Source organism: Cellulosimicrobium sp. EB106-03-01-XG111 (genome assembly GCF_058792115.1).
On the sequence record NZ_JBYTEQ010000023.1, the window covers coordinates 60634 to 77095 of the forward strand.

Annotated in this window: 13 protein-coding genes; 7 read left to right on the top strand and 6 right to left on the bottom strand. The window is 71.9% G+C overall.

Annotated features, from left to right (window positions below):
• The 7 genes from manA (at window position 1) to AC3WT4_RS17075 (ending at window position 9009) form a co-directional block, all read left to right on the top strand.
• Complete coding sequence (gene manA, locus AC3WT4_RS17045) at window positions 1-1383, top strand: mannose-6-phosphate isomerase, class I (protein ID WP_492315996.1); 1383 nt, start codon at window positions 1-3, stop codon at window positions 1381-1383.
• A 255-nt stretch (window positions 1384-1638) separates the two neighbouring features.
• Window positions 1639-3393 carry a glycosyltransferase family protein gene (locus AC3WT4_RS17050; RefSeq protein ID WP_492315997.1) on the top strand — a complete coding sequence of 585 codons (1755 nt, stop codon included), beginning with the start codon at window positions 1639-1641 and terminating at the stop codon, window positions 3391-3393.
• Between the two features lie 8 nt (window positions 3394-3401).
• Window positions 3402-4652 (top strand): UDP-N-acetyl-D-mannosamine dehydrogenase, encoded by a 1251-nt coding sequence (wecC, locus tag AC3WT4_RS17055; protein ID WP_492315998.1) that lies wholly within the window; start codon window positions 3402-3404, stop codon window positions 4650-4652.
• Entirely contained in the window at window positions 4649-5152 is a 504-nt protein-coding gene (locus AC3WT4_RS17060) for a hypothetical protein (protein WP_074808167.1), read from the top strand. The genes wecC and AC3WT4_RS17060 overlap by 4 nt, the downstream gene beginning before the upstream one ends.
• Window position 5153: 1 nt before the next feature.
• Complete coding sequence (locus AC3WT4_RS17065) at window positions 5154-7190, top strand: glycosyltransferase (protein WP_074808163.1); 2037 nt, start codon at window positions 5154-5156, stop codon at window positions 7188-7190.
• Entirely contained in the window at window positions 7187-7840 is a 654-nt protein-coding gene (locus AC3WT4_RS17070) for a hypothetical protein (protein ID WP_074808160.1), read from the top strand. Before AC3WT4_RS17065 ends, AC3WT4_RS17070 begins: the two co-directional genes overlap by 4 nt.
• Window positions 7837-9009 carry a glycosyltransferase family protein gene (locus tag AC3WT4_RS17075; protein ID WP_492315999.1) on the top strand — a complete coding sequence of 391 codons (1173 nt, stop codon included), beginning with the start codon at window positions 7837-7839 and terminating at the stop codon, window positions 9007-9009. The genes AC3WT4_RS17070 and AC3WT4_RS17075 overlap by 4 nt, the downstream gene beginning before the upstream one ends.
• 12 nt (window positions 9010-9021) lie before the next feature.
• Here the strand turns inward: AC3WT4_RS17075 and AC3WT4_RS17080 are convergent, their stop codons facing one another.
• From AC3WT4_RS17080 to AC3WT4_RS17105, 6 genes are all read right to left on the bottom strand, one after another.
• Entirely contained in the window at window positions 9022-10164 is a 1143-nt protein-coding gene (locus AC3WT4_RS17080; protein WP_167405755.1) for a glycosyltransferase 61 family protein, read from the bottom strand.
• Window positions 10165-10275: 111 nt separating this feature from the next.
• Complete coding sequence (wecB, locus tag AC3WT4_RS17085) at window positions 10276-11415, bottom strand: non-hydrolyzing UDP-N-acetylglucosamine 2-epimerase (protein WP_492316000.1); 1140 nt, start codon at window positions 11413-11415, stop codon at window positions 10276-10278.
• Entirely contained in the window at window positions 11412-12347 is a 936-nt protein-coding gene (locus AC3WT4_RS17090; RefSeq protein ID WP_083385184.1) for an ABC transporter ATP-binding protein, read from the bottom strand. Before AC3WT4_RS17090 ends, wecB begins: the two co-directional genes overlap by 4 nt.
• Complete coding sequence (locus AC3WT4_RS17095; RefSeq protein ID WP_083385183.1) at window positions 12334-13260, bottom strand: ABC transporter permease; 927 nt, start codon at window positions 13258-13260, stop codon at window positions 12334-12336. The genes AC3WT4_RS17090 and AC3WT4_RS17095 overlap by 14 nt, the downstream gene beginning before the upstream one ends.
• A 103-nt stretch (window positions 13261-13363) precedes the next feature.
• Window positions 13364-15112, bottom strand: a complete 1749-nt coding sequence (locus AC3WT4_RS17100; protein WP_492316001.1) for a glycosyltransferase — start codon at window positions 15110-15112, stop codon at window positions 13364-13366.
• On the bottom strand, window positions 15109-16368 hold the full coding sequence (locus AC3WT4_RS17105) for a glycosyltransferase family 4 protein (RefSeq protein ID WP_492316003.1): 1260 nt from the start codon (window positions 16366-16368) through the stop codon (window positions 15109-15111). The genes AC3WT4_RS17100 and AC3WT4_RS17105 overlap by 4 nt, the downstream gene beginning before the upstream one ends.
• Window positions 16369-16462 lie beyond the last annotated feature (94 nt).

Genomic DNA, 16462 nt, shown 5'->3' on the forward strand with positions numbered 1-16462 from the left:
ATGACGAGCGCGGCGGACGAGCGGTCGGGGGAGGCGTCGGTGGACGACGCCCTCCCCGGCGCTCGTCCGTCCGCGTTCTACCGGCTGGAGAACACCGTCCAGCGGTACGACTGGGGCTCGACGTCGGCGATCCAGGACCTCCTGGGGGTGGCACCGGACGGTCGTCCGGCGGCCGAGCTGTGGATGGGGGCGCACCCGCTCGCGCCGTCGCGCGTCGTGCCCGACGGCGCCGCCCACCCGGGCGGGAGGGCGGACCCGGGCGCGGGGACGGCGTCGGGCACGACGCTCGCGGACCTGGTGCGCGCGGACCCGGTGGGGGTGCTGGGCCAGCGCGTGCTCGACCAGTACGGGCCCCGCCTGCCGTACCTCCTCAAGGTGCTCGCCGCCGACCGGGCCCTGTCGTTGCAGGTCCACCCCCGCCCGCACCTCGCGCGCGCCGGGTTCAACCGCGAGAACCGCGAGGGCGTCGCGCGCGACTCGCCGCTGCGCAGCTTCCACGACGACCAGCACAAGCCCGAGATGGTCGTGGCGGTCTCCCGCTTCGAGGGCCTCTCCGGGTTCCGCCGGCCGGCGCGCATCCTCGAGCTGCTCGACGGGCTCGACGGCGCGCTCGCCGGACGGATGCGCGACACCCTGCGCGCCCGCCCCACCGAGGCGGGCGTCCGCGAGGCGTTCACCCTCGCGCTCCACGCCCGCGCGGAGCCCGACGTCGCGGCCGACCTCGCGCTGACCGTCGCGTCCGTGCGGGCCCGGGCCGAGCGGGAGCCGGCGGTGCCCGCGCCAGGCGGCCGACGCACGTCGCGCCGCGCCGACGCGACCGTCCTCGCGCTCGCGGAGCAGCACCCGGGCGACCCGGGCGCCGTCGTGTCGCTCATGCTCAACCGCGTCACGCTGGAGCCCGGGGAGTCGATGTTCGTCCCCTCGGGGCACGTGCACGCGTACCTGTCCGGGTGCGCCGTCGAGATCATGGCGAGCTCCGACAACGTCCTGCGGGCCGGTCTGACGAGCAAGCTCGTCGACGTCGACGCGCTGCTCGAGTGCGCCACGTGCACACCGGGCCCCGCCGCCCGCCCGCGGCTGGTCGACGACGGCAGCGGCCTCGTCGCGTACCGCCCGCCCGTCGCGGAGTTCGCGCTCCGGGCAGGCCGTGTCGCCGGTGCGGTGGCCCTGCCCGCCGCCGGTCCGCGCGTCGTGCTCTGCCTCGACGGCGCGGTGACGCTCGCGGCCGCGCCCCGGGCGGACGCCGGTGCCGAGCGCCCCGCGGACGCCGAGCCCGAGCCCGCGACGCGGCTCGTCCGTGGGGAGTCCGTGTTCGTCCCGCACGGCACGGGGGCCGTCGTCGTGGACGGGGAGGGCGACGTCGTCGTGGCCTACGTGCCCTGACCGGCGACTGGTCCGGTACCGCCGCAGGACGGGGCACGGCGGTACCATGTGCGCGGCCGGGTTGTGATGTGAGCACCGGCTGAGGTCGGACGAGACGGTGGCATGGACGCACGAGGGGGCTCTCGCATCGATGGTGCGCGCAGGGCGCTCTGGCACCTCCGACGGGGTGGTTTGTCCCAGTTCCGCACGTATCTTCGCCGCCGCCGCGTCCCGCGGCCCGCGGGCTCCTCGGGGGCGATCCGCTCCGACCGCGGGGTGACCTTCGAGCCGTGGACCGTCTCGCACCGCGCGCCCGCCCGCCCGGCGCTGCGGGTCGGGGTGATCCTCGACGACTTCTCCCGGCTCGCCCTCGGGTTCGAGTGGGACCAGGTCGTCCTCACCCCGACGTCGTGGCGCGACGAGCTCGACCGCGAGCGCGACGGCCGTCCCGGGCTGGACCTGCTGTTCGTCGAATCGGCGTGGAACGGGAACGGGGGCGCCTGGCAGTACCACCTCACAGGGACGTCGGCCCCGCGTCCGGCGTTCGTCGAGCTCGTCGCCGCGTGCCGCGAGCGCGGCGTGCCCACGGTCTTCTGGAACAAGGAGGACCCGGCGCACTTCGAGGACTTCCTCGACGCGGCGGCGCTGTTCGACCACGTGTACACGACCGACGTCGGGCGGGTGGACGCGTACCGCGAGCGGCTGGCCCAGGACCGCGTGGGGGTCCTGGCGTTCGGGGCGCAGCCCGCGATCCACAACCCCGTGCGCGCGCACGGCGACGGGCCCTCGGGCGACGTCGCGTTCGGCGGCATGTACTTCGCGCACAAGTACCCGGAGCGCCGGGCGCAGATGGACCTGCTGCTCGGTGCGGCCGTCGACGTCTCGGCGCGCATGCAGCACGGTCTCGAGATCTTCTCCCGGTTCCAGGGCGGGGACGAGCGGTACCAGTTCCCGGAGCCGTTCGCGTCGCGCGTCGTCGGGTCGCTCGGCTACGACCGCATGCTCACCGCGTACCGCGAGTACAAGGTGTTCCTCAATGTGAGCTCGGTCGTCGACTCGCCGAGCATGTGCGCGCGCCGCGTCTTCGAGATCACGGCGTGCGGCACGCCCGTGGTGACGACGCCGAGCGCGGCTATCCGGGAGTTCTTCCCGCCCGACGAGGTCTTCGTCGTGGGGGAGCGGGTCGAGGCCGCGCACACGATCCGTGCGCTCGTCCGCTCGTCCGAGCTGCGCGACCGCGCCACGCACCGGGGGCAGCGGCGGATCTGGCGCGAGCACACGTACGGGGCGCGGGTGCAGCGCGTGCTGCACGACGTCGGGCTGGCCGGCTCGGCGACGGTCGCTCGCCCGAGCGTCTCTGCGCTGGTCTCGACCAACCGCCCGGGCCAGCTCGACCACGTGCTGCGGACCGTCGGTGCGCAGCGCGACGTGGACGTGCAGCTCGCGCTCCTCACGCACGGGTTCGACGTGGACGAGACGGACGTCCGGCTGCGCGCCAAGGAGGCTGGCGTCGGAGACCTCGTGCTCCTCACGGCCGGTCAGGACGTGCCGCTGGGGGAGTGCCTCAACCGCCTCGTCGCCGCGTCCGACGGCGACGTCGTCGCGAAGATGGACGACGACGACCTGTACGGCGAGCACTACCTGTCCGACCAGCTCGACGCCCTGGCCTACTCCGGTGCGGAGGTCGTGGGCAAGCAGGCCCACTACCTGTACGTGGCGTCGCTCGACGCGACGCTGCTGCGCTTCGCCGAGCGGGAGCACCGGTACACGGACTTCGTCATGGGCCCGACGATCGTCGCGACCCGGCCCCTCGCCGAGCGGGTGCCGTTCGCGTCCGTCGGCCGGGGCGAGGACACCGGGTTCCTGCGGTCGGCGGTCGACGCCGGGGCACGCGTCTTCGCTGCGGACCGCTTCAACTTCGTCCAGGTGCGCTCGGGCGCGGCGCACACGTGGGACGTGTCCGACGCCGAGCTGCTGGCGGGCGGCGAGGTGCAGTTCTACGGGCGGGCCGACCGGCACGCCTTCATCTGAGGGGGAACATGAGCAGCACCAGCGTGTGCGTCGTGGGGCTCGGCTACATCGGGCTCCCGACGGCGGCGATCCTCGCGTCGAACGGCGCGGAGGTCATCGGGGTCGACATCAACGAGCGCACCGTCGAGGCGGTGAACCGTGGCGACGTGCCCTTCGTGGAGCCCGACCTCGCGACGTACGTCGCCGGCGCCGTCACCCAGGGCACGCTGCGCGCGACGACGAAGCCCGAGGCGGCAGACGCCTTCATCGTCGCGGTCCCCACGCCCTTCAAGGACGGCCACCAGCCCGACCTCTCGTACATCCAGGCCGCGGCCGAGGCCCTCGCACCGCACCTGGCGGCGGACGCGCTCGTCATCCTCGAGTCGACGTCGCCGCCGCACGCGACGCAGCAGATGGCGGACTGGATCCTCGCCGCCCGCCCCGACCTCTCGCTCGACGGGTCGGAGGGTCGGGCGCAGATCCACGTGGCGCACTGCCCCGAGCGCGTCCTGCCCGGTCGGGTCATGATCGAGCTCGTGACGAACGACCGGATCGTCGGCGGCCTGACGGCTGACGCGGCCGAGCGGGCCAAGGAGCTCTACCAGGTGTTCTGCCAGGGCGAGATCCTGCTGACCGACGCCGTCACCGCCGAGATGGCGAAGCTCGTGGAGAACTCGTACCGCGACGTCAACATCGCGTTCGCCAACGAGCTCTCGCTCATCTCCGCCGACCTCGGCATCGACGTGTGGGAGCTCATCCGCCTCGCCAACCACCACCCGCGCGTGAACATCCTGCAGCCCGGCCCGGGCGTGGGAGGCCACTGCATCGCCGTCGACCCGTGGTTCATCGTCGACGCGGCACCGGAGCGGGCGCAGCTCATCCGGACCGCGCGGGAGGTCAACGACGGCAAGCCCGAGTACGTGATCTCGCGGGTCAAGGAGCACGCGGACCGCTTCAAGGCGCCGCGGATCGCCGTGCTCGGCCTGGCCTTCAAGCCGGACATCGACGACCTCCGCGAGTCGCCCGCGCTCGAGATCACGGCCCGCCTGGCGGAAGAGATCGAGAGTGCGACGATCTACGCGGTCGAGCCGCACGTCGACGAGCTCCCGCGCGTCCTCGCGGGCCGGCCCGACGTCGAGCTGCGGGATCTCAGCGGCGCCGTCAGCGAGGCCGACATCGTCCTGGTGCTCGTCGACCACACCGAGTTCAAGCAGGCGGAGCGCAAGCCGCTCCGCCTGCGGGAGAAGATCGTGATCGACACGAAGGGGGTCTGGCGGTGACGCAACGCAGCTCCAACCTCATGGGGAGCTCGGCCGCGATGATCGGGACGCTCCGCAACAAGATGGCCGTCCAGGGCCGAACTATCCAGTACGACCTGCTGTCGGCACACCCGCTGGAGTCCGTGCGTGTGACGATCGCCCGCCGAGCCACGGTCCTGCCGCAGCAGTACGTCGCGCTGGGCTGGTACCTGGACCGCGAAGGCAGCCCTTTCGAACCGCACCAGCCGACGTGGGGGCGCAGCACAGTCTTCGACGAGCACTTCTCGTACGTCGGGCCCGGAGACGGCCCGGGTGCGTCGACGCTCCGCGAGTTCGCAGCGGGAGGTGCGTTCTTCGGGATGCGAATCCGCATGCTCCCGTTCGGGGCGGGTTCGGTGCCGCCGCGTGAGATCTTCGGTGCCGCTGCGTTCCGGCTACGGGTGTCGCTCTTCGGGAAGGGCCACCGAACACATGATCAGTTGATCGCCGTCAAGGGAAGGCTGTGTCGTGCCGAATCCTGAGGTGTCCGTCGTCATCGGATTCAAGAACTGGGGACTCGAGCGTCTGAGCGTCTGCCTGGCTTCGTTGCGCGCGACGACGTACGAGGGTGGCCTGCAGATCGTGGTGTCGGACTATGGCAGCGATCGTCCCGAGGACGTGCGGAGGGTCGCCGAGGAGTGGGGTGCGGACTACGTGTGGTCGGCGCCCCTCAACGGGTGGTCACGAGCGGGAGCTGTCAACGCGGGGATCAGCGCGACGACCGGCGACATCGTCGTCGCCACGGACGCGGACATGCTCTTCAGGCCCGGGACGTTCGACGCGGTGGCCGAGGCGATCGCGCGCAATCCTCAGGATGTGGTGATTCTTCAGTGTCGTGATCTTCCCCGCGGATACTCCGACGCAGAGATCGATCCCGCGACGATCGACTGGGAGCACATCTCCGCCGTGGCCCAGATCCGTCCACGGTGGGGGATGGGCGGGTTCATCGCCAGCGCGCGCGAGACGGTCCTTCGTGTTCGCGGCCTGGACGAGCGTCTGCACACCTACGGCGGCGAGGACATCGATTTCGCGACCCGATGCAGGCGCTCGGGATCGAGAATCCAGTGGCTCGATGACGAGCGTGCGCGCATCTACCACATGTGGCACGAGCCGACGCTCGCACCCGGTACCTCCGACCGCGACAGAGAAGTAGCGCGTGCGGTCACGGAGAACCGCAAGATCTACCAGGAGGACCAGACGGTCGTTCGCAACCTCAGAGGCTCCGAGTACATCAGCGCGGTCGCGCTGCCGGCGTGCAGCCTGATCCTTCGCGACAGGACGGGACGGCGGCCGGGCCCGGCGCTCCTGGAGTCAGTGCTCGGCCAGTCCGTCGCCGCCATCGAGGTCCTCGTTCCGTCGTACACCGACACCGACACCAGCGCCGGCACCGACCCGCGACGGATGGAGGCCTGGTCGCCGGGCGACGCGCGCGTCCGCGAGATCGACATGCCGAGCGAAGGGCGAAGCGCGACCGGCCGCGACGTGAAGGCTCTCGTGGAGCAAGCGCGCGGGGCGTACGTGCTCATCGAGGACGCCGACGCGTTCTACGGCACCCGACGCATCGAGGAGATGCTGGGCGGCGCGGTCGCCGGGATCTCCGCGACGCTCGGGAGCTCGGTGAAGGAAGCGTCCGACGGGGCGTTCGAGCGACTGCCCCTGGGCTTCGGGGACGTCCTCTTCGAACGACGTGCGCTGCTCGCGGCACTGGAGACGCTCCCCGAGGACATGTCCACGGCGAAGGAGCTCGTGGACCACCTCACCCAGAACGGTGCCGCCAGCCTGATGTGCGGGTCGATCGGGCGACTGGTCCGGAGCGTGCCCGACGAGTGTCCGCCGTTGACGTCGTGGGCGCACAGCCTCGGCGTGGACCAGAGTGACGCGCCGCGACCTCTCAGTGACGACGAGGTGGCCTCGGCGGGGGCGATGCTGGAGTCTCTCTCGGAACCTCACGTGTTCTTGTGGGGATCGTCGGACCGCGGCGCCGTGGACTCGATGTCCGAGCTCGTCGCGGCCGGGTCGGTGGGCTCACCACAGTCTCTCGTGGTCCGCGAGCCATCGAGCGGGGTCGAGTACTTCGTGCAGGCATCGGTGGGCACGACCTTCGCAGACGCGCGCCGGATCGTCCGGGCATCCGCGAGCTTGCCGAACGTGCAGGCGGAGATGCTCAGCGGTGACGGCACCATGGGGTTCGACGCTCTGAACGCGGTCGCGGCCCTGCTGAGCGCGACGTACGGGGCTTCTCTCGCGGAGAACAACTGGCTGCTCGTGACCGGCCCCGGTGCTGTGGGCGACCCGGTCACCACCAACCCGCTCGCGGCCGAGCTGGGCGTCGCCAACGCGCTCTCCCGGACGCTCATCTCGTCGACGGTGTCAGAACCGTTCACTCTCTACGGTCCCCTGAGAAAGGAGCAGGAGCTCCGAGCGCTCTTGGTCGCCGCCGAGACGCTGCCTCTCGGTGCGTCGGTACGGCTGCTCGGCCCAGTCCCCGAAGTGCACGAGGAAGAAGGGCGCGTAGCGTGAAGATCGAGAACGTCGTGTCCGAGCTGGGCTCGGACTGGACGGTGCTGGAGGCACAGCCGGAGGAATCCGACGGCTTCCCGCCGGTCGCGTCGCTGATCGTGCACACCGGAACGGTGGCAGCACCGAGCCCGGATCGTCTCGCGGCAGCCGGGTCCATAGCCTTTCACCCCTGGATCTCCGGGGCCGTCCGATGTGGTCGAGAGGTGTCGCCGCTCACGGCGCAGAGGATCTCGCGGTCCTTCGAGCCAGCCTGGACCTCCGTCGAGCCGGTCATGAGGCGCGCGTTCCCCCTGCCGCGCGGCAGGGCCGAGGTCACGATCTCCGCCGTCGCCGCGCGCAGCTCCGAGGCCCCCGTGCTCCGCTTCGCTCCGGTGAGCCGCGGCGCGGCGACTCGTTTCGGACCAGGTGTGGTCGACGTACCGTCGAACGCGGCCCTGCTGGAGGCGCTCTCTCCCCCGGGATCCGACTGCCGGGGCGCGGCGATTCTCGCGGCTGCGACTCTCCTCGCCGAACCTGCCGGCGTCGCGTCGTACGTACTGGACGAGTCTCTCGTCTCTCAGCGTGTGGCGTCGCGGTTCCAGCCGCTCTTGGAGGCGGTAGGCCTCGCGATCTCGTGGCGAGCGGCGCCAGCGACGGCGGCGGCGTCGTGAGCGAGCCCGACCTCGTCGTCGCCTACAACTTTGCTCCCTATGCGGACGCCTCGGCGATCACCACCCTGAAGCGCATCGTCGCTCGAGGGCGACCGGTGGACGTCGTGTCGAACCGGCTCGACGGCATACGGGAGACCGACTCCTCGCTGTTGCAGCTGGCGAGTCCCTTCCTGAGAGATCACGCGCTGCTTTCCGAGCAGGTCTCTTTCTCTCAATGGGTGAGCGTTCGCGACTTCACTCAGGCGGGCATCGATGCGGTACGTGAGATGGGGCGGAGCCATCAGTGCGTCTACAGCCGTTCCATGTGGGCTCACTCGCACTTCCTGGCGGCCGCGCTCAAGATTCTCGGGGTGGTGCCGGAGTGGGTGGCTGAGTTCTCTGATCCGCTCCGCAGGACCGTCGACGGGAGCCGAAGGCCTTCGGGGAACGTGCCGCAGGATGCTCTCGCGGGGCTCCTCGTGGCCGGCGTGCACTCCTCAGCGCGGCACGTCATGAGTGCCGAGCGCGAGGTCTTCGACTGGGCGGAGATCATTCCCCTCGCGCTGGCCGATGGTGTCGTGTTCACCAACGAGAACCAGCGTGACGTGGTCTTGGACGGGATCACGAGCCCTTGGCTCCGCGCGCGGCTCAAGGAACGGGCCGAGGTGTCCCCCCACCCGTCGATCCGATGGGATGCGAAGCACGAAGACCCAGCCGCGCACCTGGAGCGAGTCGATGGCACGGTGCACATGGCCTATTTCGGAACCTTCTATGCAAACCGTGGGCTCGGTTCCCTCCTCGAGGTCATGGCGCACTTCAGGAGCATGGGGACGCGCGTGATGCTCGATGTCTACAGCGAGGCGTCCCACGAGTTGCAGGCCGCTTCGTCCGCGGCAGGTGTGCGCGACCTGCTGAGATTTCGAGACCGGGTGCCTTATGCGACCGCGTGCGCACTGCAGAGTCAGTACGACGTGCTCGTGACCAACGATGTCATTGCGCCCGACTTCGGAGGCCGGCAGCCCTTCCTCCCGTCGAAGCTCAGTGACTACAGTGCTGCAGGCGTTCCGGTGCTGGCACTGGTCGAGCCAGGTAGCCCGACCTCGCAGCTCGGTCTGGAGTACGCCGCGCCGCTGGGAGACATGGCGTCCTTGGTGGATGCGGTCGCACGGCTGGTCGCCGACACGAGGTGAGCGCCGCGCAGGCTACCGGTCGAACGCGCTCAAGATCGCCGGCGAGAAGCGTTGCTGGCCGGATTCCTCCAGCACTTCGAGTGCCATCGCGATCTTGGGTCCGGGATCTTCGCGCGGGTACGCGCGCGCAATCCAGCGCGCCCACTCGCTCATGTCCTCGGCCACCGCTGTCTCGAACTCGTCCGGTCGCCACCTGCCGCGGAGGTCGACACCGAGAGAGCAGAGAGCATCGAGGAGTGCGTCCTCGTCCAGCAGGGGGAACGCCTCCCACATCTTGGGGCCGGCCATGTCGAAACGAAATGACAGCGGGATGCTGCAGTGCAGGGCGTCCACGATCGTGAGGCTCGAGCATCGCGGCGAGAGGAAATCGCGGCCGAAGACGCCGCCCTTCCGGCGTTGTAGCACCGCGATCCTCTGATCGACGCGCCCGATCAGCTGACGTCCGTGCATCGAGGAGCCTTCGGAGAAGATCAAGTTCTGCGCCCCCGCGTAGCGGGCGAGCTGCTCTCTCACGCTCAGCGACTCCGGGTGGATGACGGTCACTCCCGCGGCCGCGAGCACTCTGTCGAGGTAGGCCTCGCCGGAAGCACGGTGCCGCATGCCCGATCGAGAGACGTAGACGACTTCTGACCGGATCGGGGCAAGCTTCTTTCGTGCCGTGTTGTCGTCGAGAACGTCGAGATACCGTTCCGAAGGTGTGGTTCCGGGTTGCTCCTGGGCCGGCCACACCACCAGCTCGTGGACGAGCGTCGTCTCTTCTGCGACCACATGGACCCGTTCGGGCGACACTCCGAGCCATTCGAGCACCTCGTAGGCGAACTGAGGGACGCTGCCGCCATACTGCTTGGGTCGCGCCACGAGGATAAATCGGCCACGGGGTTCGAAGCGCTGCGCGTCCGGAACTCTGGACGCATGCTCCGAGACGAAGTGGCCGAAGTGAGCGGTGCCGTAACCAGCGTAGGAAGCACGGTCGATCGTCGCCGTCGGGTGGTCGGGTTCGAAAGACGGGGGCTCGACCACCGCACCGTAGCGGCGCTGGTGGACCCAGCTCGGCGCTCCGGCGGGCCAAGCGACACCTCCGACAGGGAGGTTGTTGGGCTCGGCGCGCGCCGGGCTGACGAGAACATCCCGCAAGGTGGCGGAGTTCGACTCCACCCGGTCTTCACCTGCGGACGGCATCGGCCCACCCCTGACGGCGCGCGGTGATGGCGTGCGAGCACGCGGCGACCGCCGCCGTCCGGCCGCGTGAGACCCCCGACCGGCATCTCATCGCGCGCCCCTCGCCCTGGTGCTACCGACCGTTCGCTGCAGTTCTGCAATGACCCGAGCAGCCGCGGCACCGTCGCCGTAGGGGTTCGTCGCGGTGGACATCCGGGCGTACGTGGCCGGGTCCTCAAGGAGGTGGGACACCTCGGTGAACGCACGCTCCTCGCCGGTGCCCACGAGCTTGACGGTGCCAGCGTCGACGGCTTCTGGGCGCTCGGTGTTCTCGCGCATGACGAGAACGGGCTTTCCGAGGCTCGGCGCTTCTTCCTGGACGCCCCCCGAGTCGGAGAGGATGAGGGTGCTGAGCGCCATCAGTCGCGCGAACTCGCCGTAGGGCAGCGGTTCGGTGACGGTGACGTTCTTGATCCCCTCGAGCTGGGGGAGGACGGCCTCCCGCACGACGGGGTTGCGGTGCGCCGGCAGCACGATCTCCACGTCGGAGAACGACCGCGCGATGCGGGCCAGCGCTCGACCTACCCCTTCCATCGCGCCGCCCCAGTTCTCGCGGCGGTGGGTCGTCACGAGGAGGATGCGCCGCCCCGACGCGGCGAGCTCCTCGAGCCGCGGGTCGGTGAAGCGGATCTCCTTGCCGACCGTCGTGAGCAGCGCGTCGATGACGGTGTTGCCGGTGACGACGATCGCGGCGTCGTCGACCCCCTCGGCGAGGAGGTTCGCCCGGCTGGTCTCGGTGGGAGCGAGGTGGAGGGCGGCGATCTGGGTCGTGATCTTCCGGTTCGCTTCCTCCGGGAACGGGGACTGGATGTTCCCGGAACGCAGACCTGCCTCCAGGTGCACGACGGGGATCTGCCGGTAGAACGCGGCGAGTGCGGCGGCCGTCGAGGTGGAGGTGTCGCCCTGGACGATGACCGCGGTGGGCCTTTCCTGCTCGAGGATCGGGTCGAGCCCCTCGATCACCCGCGCGAAGATCTGCGCCAGCGTCTGCCCGTGGCTCATGATGTCGAGGTCGTGATCAGGGACGATGCCGAAGAGCTCGTTCACCTGGTCGAGCATCTCGCGGTGCTGGCCGGTCACGACGGTCACCGACTCGAAGTCGGGGCTCTCCTCGAGCGCCTTGATGACGGGCGCGACCTTGATCGCCTCCGGTCGGGTGCCGTAGACGGTCATGATGCGAGCGGTCATGCTTCCCCCTTCTCTGCTGCGGCCACGTCGCGGCCGTTTCCGCGGACGTGCCGGGGGCGGTATCCGCGCCCGGGAGGCTCCTCCACGTGGACGTGCGTCTCGGTCTTCTCGGCGAGGGCGTCCTCGATGATCTTCTTCGCCTCGTCGGGCTTCTCCTTGGAGACCGCCCACGCCCACTTGCGGTAGCGCAGGGCGACGTCCTCGGCCGGGCCGTCGAGCACGAGGCGGCCGTAGTTGAGCCAGATCGCGCGCGTGCACGTCTCCTCGATGGTCTGAGCCGCGTGGCTCACGAGGAACACCGTGCCCGCGTTCTCCCGCAGCCTGTGCATGCGTGCCTCGCTGCGCTCCCTGAACGCGGCGTCGCCGGTGGCGAGGGCTTCGTCGATGAGCATGATGTGCGGGTTCGCCGCGGTCGCGATGGCGAACCGCAGGCGCGCGCCCATGCCGGACGAGTAGGTCTTCATGGGGAGGTAGATCGACTTGCCGAGCCCGGCGAGCTCGACGACTTCGGGGATCGCCTTCTCGGTCTGCTCCGGGGTGAGCCCCATGGCGAGGCAACCCAGGCGGACGTTCTGCTCGCCCGAGAGGTCGGGCACGAGCGCGGCGTTCACACCGATGAGCACCGGCGTGCTCTCGGCGAGCACGCGCCCCCGCGCGGGTCGCTCGAGACCGGCGATGATCCGGAGCAGGGTGCTCTTGCCGGAGCCGTTCTGGCCGACGAGGCCGATCTGCTCGCCCGAGCGGGCGACGAACGAGATCCCCGAGAGCGCCCGCACGAGCACCATGGGCTGCTGGCCGAGCACGGTCTTCGCGGCCCGGACGAGCCGGTGCGATCGCCGACGCTCGGCGGCGTCCGTCGACGGGACGCGGTAGCGCACGTGCACGTCCTGGACCGCGACCGTCGCGGACGCGAACGGGTCAGGCTCGGCCATAGGACTCCTCCCCGTGGTAGAAGAAGAGGAATCCGACGAGGAGCGTCCCGACCGCCCAGGCGCTCAGCCCGAGCCACGACGACAGCGCCGGCGTCACGCCGTACAGCAGGCAGTCGCGGACCATGTTCAGCACCATGAACATCGGGTTCGCCTCCATGAGGGCGAGCGCCGTCGGGTGGTCGATGAACTGGTCGTAGGAGAAGAAGACTCCCGACCCGTAGAGCCACAGCCGCATGGCGAAGCTGATGAGCTGGTTGAGGTCCGGGACGACCGCGACGCACCGTGCCAGGAACAGCGCCAGCCCGGTCGTGAACAGCACCTGGAGCGCGAGAACGGCCGGGACGAGCACCACCCGCCAGGTGAACACCTCTGCGGGTGGAAGGACCGCGAGGATCACGACCATCGCGGCGAGGACGGGGATCATGTCGAGCATCCCGCGCAGGATCACCGAGATCGGCAGGGCGGCCCGGGGGAAGGCGAACGCCCGGATGAGGTTGCGTCCGCCCCGGACGGAGTTCGCGCCACCGGTCACTCCCCGTGTCGTGAACGAGAAGAGGAACACCCCGACGATGAGAAAACCGAGGAAGTTGTCGATCCCCCGCGAGGACTGCAGCAGCAGTCCGAAGATGAGGAAGTACGTCAACCCGTCGAGCACCGGCTTGAGCACGAGCCACACGCTGCCGAGCAGGTTCTCGCGCGTCCCGCTCGTCACCTTCGCGCGGGCCTCGGCCCACAGGAAGTGCCGGCGGTTCCACAGCTGCCCCAGGTACACCCCGAGCGGCGGGCGTGCCCCGACGCGGGTGAGACGGCCCGCGGACACGACCTCCGTCGTCGACGGCGCACCCGCGAACAGCATCGAGTACAGGTCGCCGCGGGGGGACCTGCTCTCGGTGGTGCTCGTCTCTCCGGTCATCGCGGCATCCTAGGATCCCGGCGGTGCGTCCGCGCCCCGTAGGGAGCCACGACCGCGTCGTCCACGCCGACGGCGCCCGGCGCACGACGTGGGAGGGCGGCGGTCATCGCTCTCCCCCTGCCAGTGCTCGGGCGTACACCTCGCGGTACCGGGCCGTGCTCGCGCCCCACGTCCGGGTGGCCGCGAGCTCGCGACCGCGCGCCAGCATGGCACGGCGGGCCTCGTCGTCGTCCAGGACGTCCGCGACGGCGGCCGCCCAGGCGGCGACGTCCCCCGCGGGCACGAGGCGCCCCGCGTCGCCGACGGCCTCGCGCAGCGCGGGCAGGTCGCTCGCGACCACCGGCCGGCCCACCGCCATCGCCTCGACCGGCTTGAGCGGGGTGACGAGGCGGGTCACGCGGTCGTCCCGGCGCGGGACGAGGACGACGTCGAGCGCCGCGAGGTACGTCGAGGCGAGGGTGCGCGGCACGCGCCCGGGGAGGAGCGCGTGCTCGCCGAGGCCCAGCTCGTCGGCGAGGCGGAGGAGGCCGGGGCGCGCGACGCCGTCGCCCACCACGAGCGCGGTCGCGTCGACGCCGTCAGCCCGGAGCGCGGCGACCGTGCGCAGGACGGTGTCGAGGCCCTCGTAGTCGACGACGCTGCTCACCGTGCCGACCACGGGCCCGCGCACCGTGATCCCGAGGCGCTCGCGGGCGGCGTCGGGCGACGGGTGCGTCGTGCCCAGGAGCGACGTCGGCACCGCGTTGGGGACCACCGTGACGCGGGAGCCCGGCACGCCGCGCCCCACGAGCTCGGTCCGCATCGTCTCGCTGAGGGTCACCACGTGGTCCGCGGCGAGCGCGAGCTCGGTCTCCTTGGCCCGGATCAGCGCGTAGCGGCCCGACGCCTCGGCGGCGCGCCGCGCGTCGGGCGTGCGGTGCGACGCGGCCCAGGTCTCCTCGGGCAGGCCGCGCACCTCGTACACCCACGGCACGCCGAGGCGTCGGGCGGCCGCGCGCGCCGCCGCGCCGGTCGTGTGGGGGGTGGTGGCGTGCACGACGTCGGGCGCGAGCCTCCGCGCCGCGCGCACCAGCAGGTCGACCTCGACCTCGGCGCGCCGCGCCGGGTCGCCCCGCAGCACCCACGGCAGCAGCCGTTCGTAGCGCACGCCGTCGACGACGTCCGCGGCGCCCGCGCCGAGCACGCCGATCGTCACCGGGTAGGCGCCGCGCGTCGTCGCGGTCACGGCCAGCCCGTCCTCGTGCTGCGCGCGGAGGATCGCGTGGCTGCGCAGGGTGTACCCGCTCTGGGTGTGGGGGAGCGAGTTCGTCAGGTGGTGGAGCACGCGCGGCTGCCCGACGTCGTCGCGCGCCGGGTGCGGCGCGGTCCGGGTGGCCGGGGGGTCGGGCCGGAGCGCGTGGACCTGGGCGCGGAGCGCGCGGAGGGCGCGACGCTCGCCGCGGCCCGACGCCGTGGCGCGGTCGAGCGCGTCCACGTCGCCCGCCTGCCAGAGCGCGCGCAGCCGTGCGGGTCCGGGGTCGGGGACGCCGTCGAGCAGCTCGGGGTGGCCGACCGCGACGGCGACCTCGGCGGCCACGCGGCGAGCGAGCCGCGGCGCGGGCGCGCGGAGCACCGCGGCGACGGTGCGGGCCGCGTCGTCGGGTGAGCCGTCGAGGAAGAGGCCGAGCGCGCGGCGCGCGGACGGGTCGCGCGACACGAGGAGCAGGCGCACCGCGCCGCGCCGGACCCGGGCGGGCGCGCGCCGCGCGGCCTGGATCGCGAGCCACACCGGGTCGTCGACGACGGCGCGTGCCCCGAAGGACAGCGCGAGGACGAGGGCGCGGACGGCGTCGCGCGGTGACGCCGACCTCATCGACGCAGCCCGTCGAGCAGCTCGACGTACCGGGCCGCGAGCGCGTCGTCGTCCGCGTTGAGGGAGACCCACTCCTGGGCGGCCGGGCCGATCTCCGGGACCGAGCCAGCGGCCACGAAACCGGCCCAGAGCGCGGCGAGCGCCTCGACGTCCCCGGGCGGGACGACGTCGCCCGCCTCGAGGGAGAGCACGAGCTCCGCGGCCTCGCCCGCGACGCACGCCGTGACGTGCCGGCGCGTCGCCATCGTCTCGTAGAGCTTCGAGGGCACCGTCCACTCGAACGGTTCCCAGTCGCGCAGCGACACCAGCACGGTGTCGGCCCACGCGTACAGCGCGGGGACCTCCGGGTGGGGCACACGCCCGAGGAACGTCACCGGTGCACCGAGCGTCGTGGCGAGGGCTTTCAGGTGCGGGACGTCGGCCCCCGCGCCGGCGAGGCGCACCTCGAGCGGGACACCCTGTGCGGCGAGCACCGCGGCGGCCTCCACGACGACCTCGAGGCCCTGCGACCGGCCGATCGTCCCCGCGTACACGGCTCGCAGCGGCCGGTCCGAGCCCAGGCGGTGGGCGTCGTCGTCGGGCAGGGCCTCGACCTCGTCGTCGACCTCGTCCGCGAGCCGGTCCGTGAACGTCGTGCCGTTCCGGACGACGCCCACGTTCGGCGCGCCCCGGCTCTCGACGATCCCGGCGAACGTCTCCGTCGTCGTCACGACGAGGTCGCTGCGAGTCTGCAGCCGGACGATCGTGCGGTGCGCGAGGGCGACCACGGCGGCCCGCGCCCGACGCCCGGAGCCGTCCGCGACGACGCCGGCCGGACGGATGAGGTCGGGCCACGCGTCGCGCATCTCGACGACGAAGCGGGCGCGGAAGAGCCGGGCGAGGGCCCACGCCGCGAACATGCTGGGGATGCCGGGCACGGTGCCGACGACGACGGTCGGGCGGTGCACCCGGGCGCGCAGGTGCCGCCACCCGAGGACGACCGAGTGGGCGGCGGCGACCACGTGGTCGGCCGTGCGGGACACGAGGGAGGACGAGTGCTCGCGGTAGCGCACGCGCAGGATCCGCTCGCCGTGGCGGCCGCGCTGGACGAGCCCGGGACGGAGGTGGGCGTGCTCGGGGTCGAGCACGCCGGCCGGGTAGTGCGGAGGCGGGGCGAGGACGGTCACCCGGAAGCCCGCGTCGACCAGGCGGGGCACGAGCGCACCCCAGCGGCGTTGCGGGGCGCCCGTCTCGGGCTCGTAGTGGTGGGTGACCAGGAGAAGGTGGTCGTGCTGGTCCCGGGGGGGGGGGGGGGGGGGGGGGGGGGGGGGGGGGGGGGGGGGGGGGGGGGGGGGGGGGGGGGGGGGGGGG

Coding starts and splice junctions, on each gene's coding strand:
- wecB (WP_492316000.1), bottom strand. CDS start 11,415: ATGACCGCTCGCATCATGACCGTCTACGGCACCCGACCGGAGGCGATC.
- AC3WT4_RS17100 (WP_492316001.1), bottom strand. CDS start 15,112: ATGAGGTCGGCGTCACCGCGCGACGCCGTCCGCGCCCTCGTCCTCGCG.
- AC3WT4_RS17095 (WP_083385183.1), bottom strand. CDS start 13,260: ATGACCGGAGAGACGAGCACCACCGAGAGCAGGTCCCCCCGCGGCGAC.
- wecC (WP_492315998.1), top strand. CDS start 3,402: ATGAGCAGCACCAGCGTGTGCGTCGTGGGGCTCGGCTACATCGGGCTC.
- manA (WP_492315996.1), top strand. CDS start 1: ATGACGAGCGCGGCGGACGAGCGGTCGGGGGAGGCGTCGGTGGACGAC.
- AC3WT4_RS17090 (WP_083385184.1), bottom strand. CDS start 12,347: ATGGCCGAGCCTGACCCGTTCGCGTCCGCGACGGTCGCGGTCCAGGAC.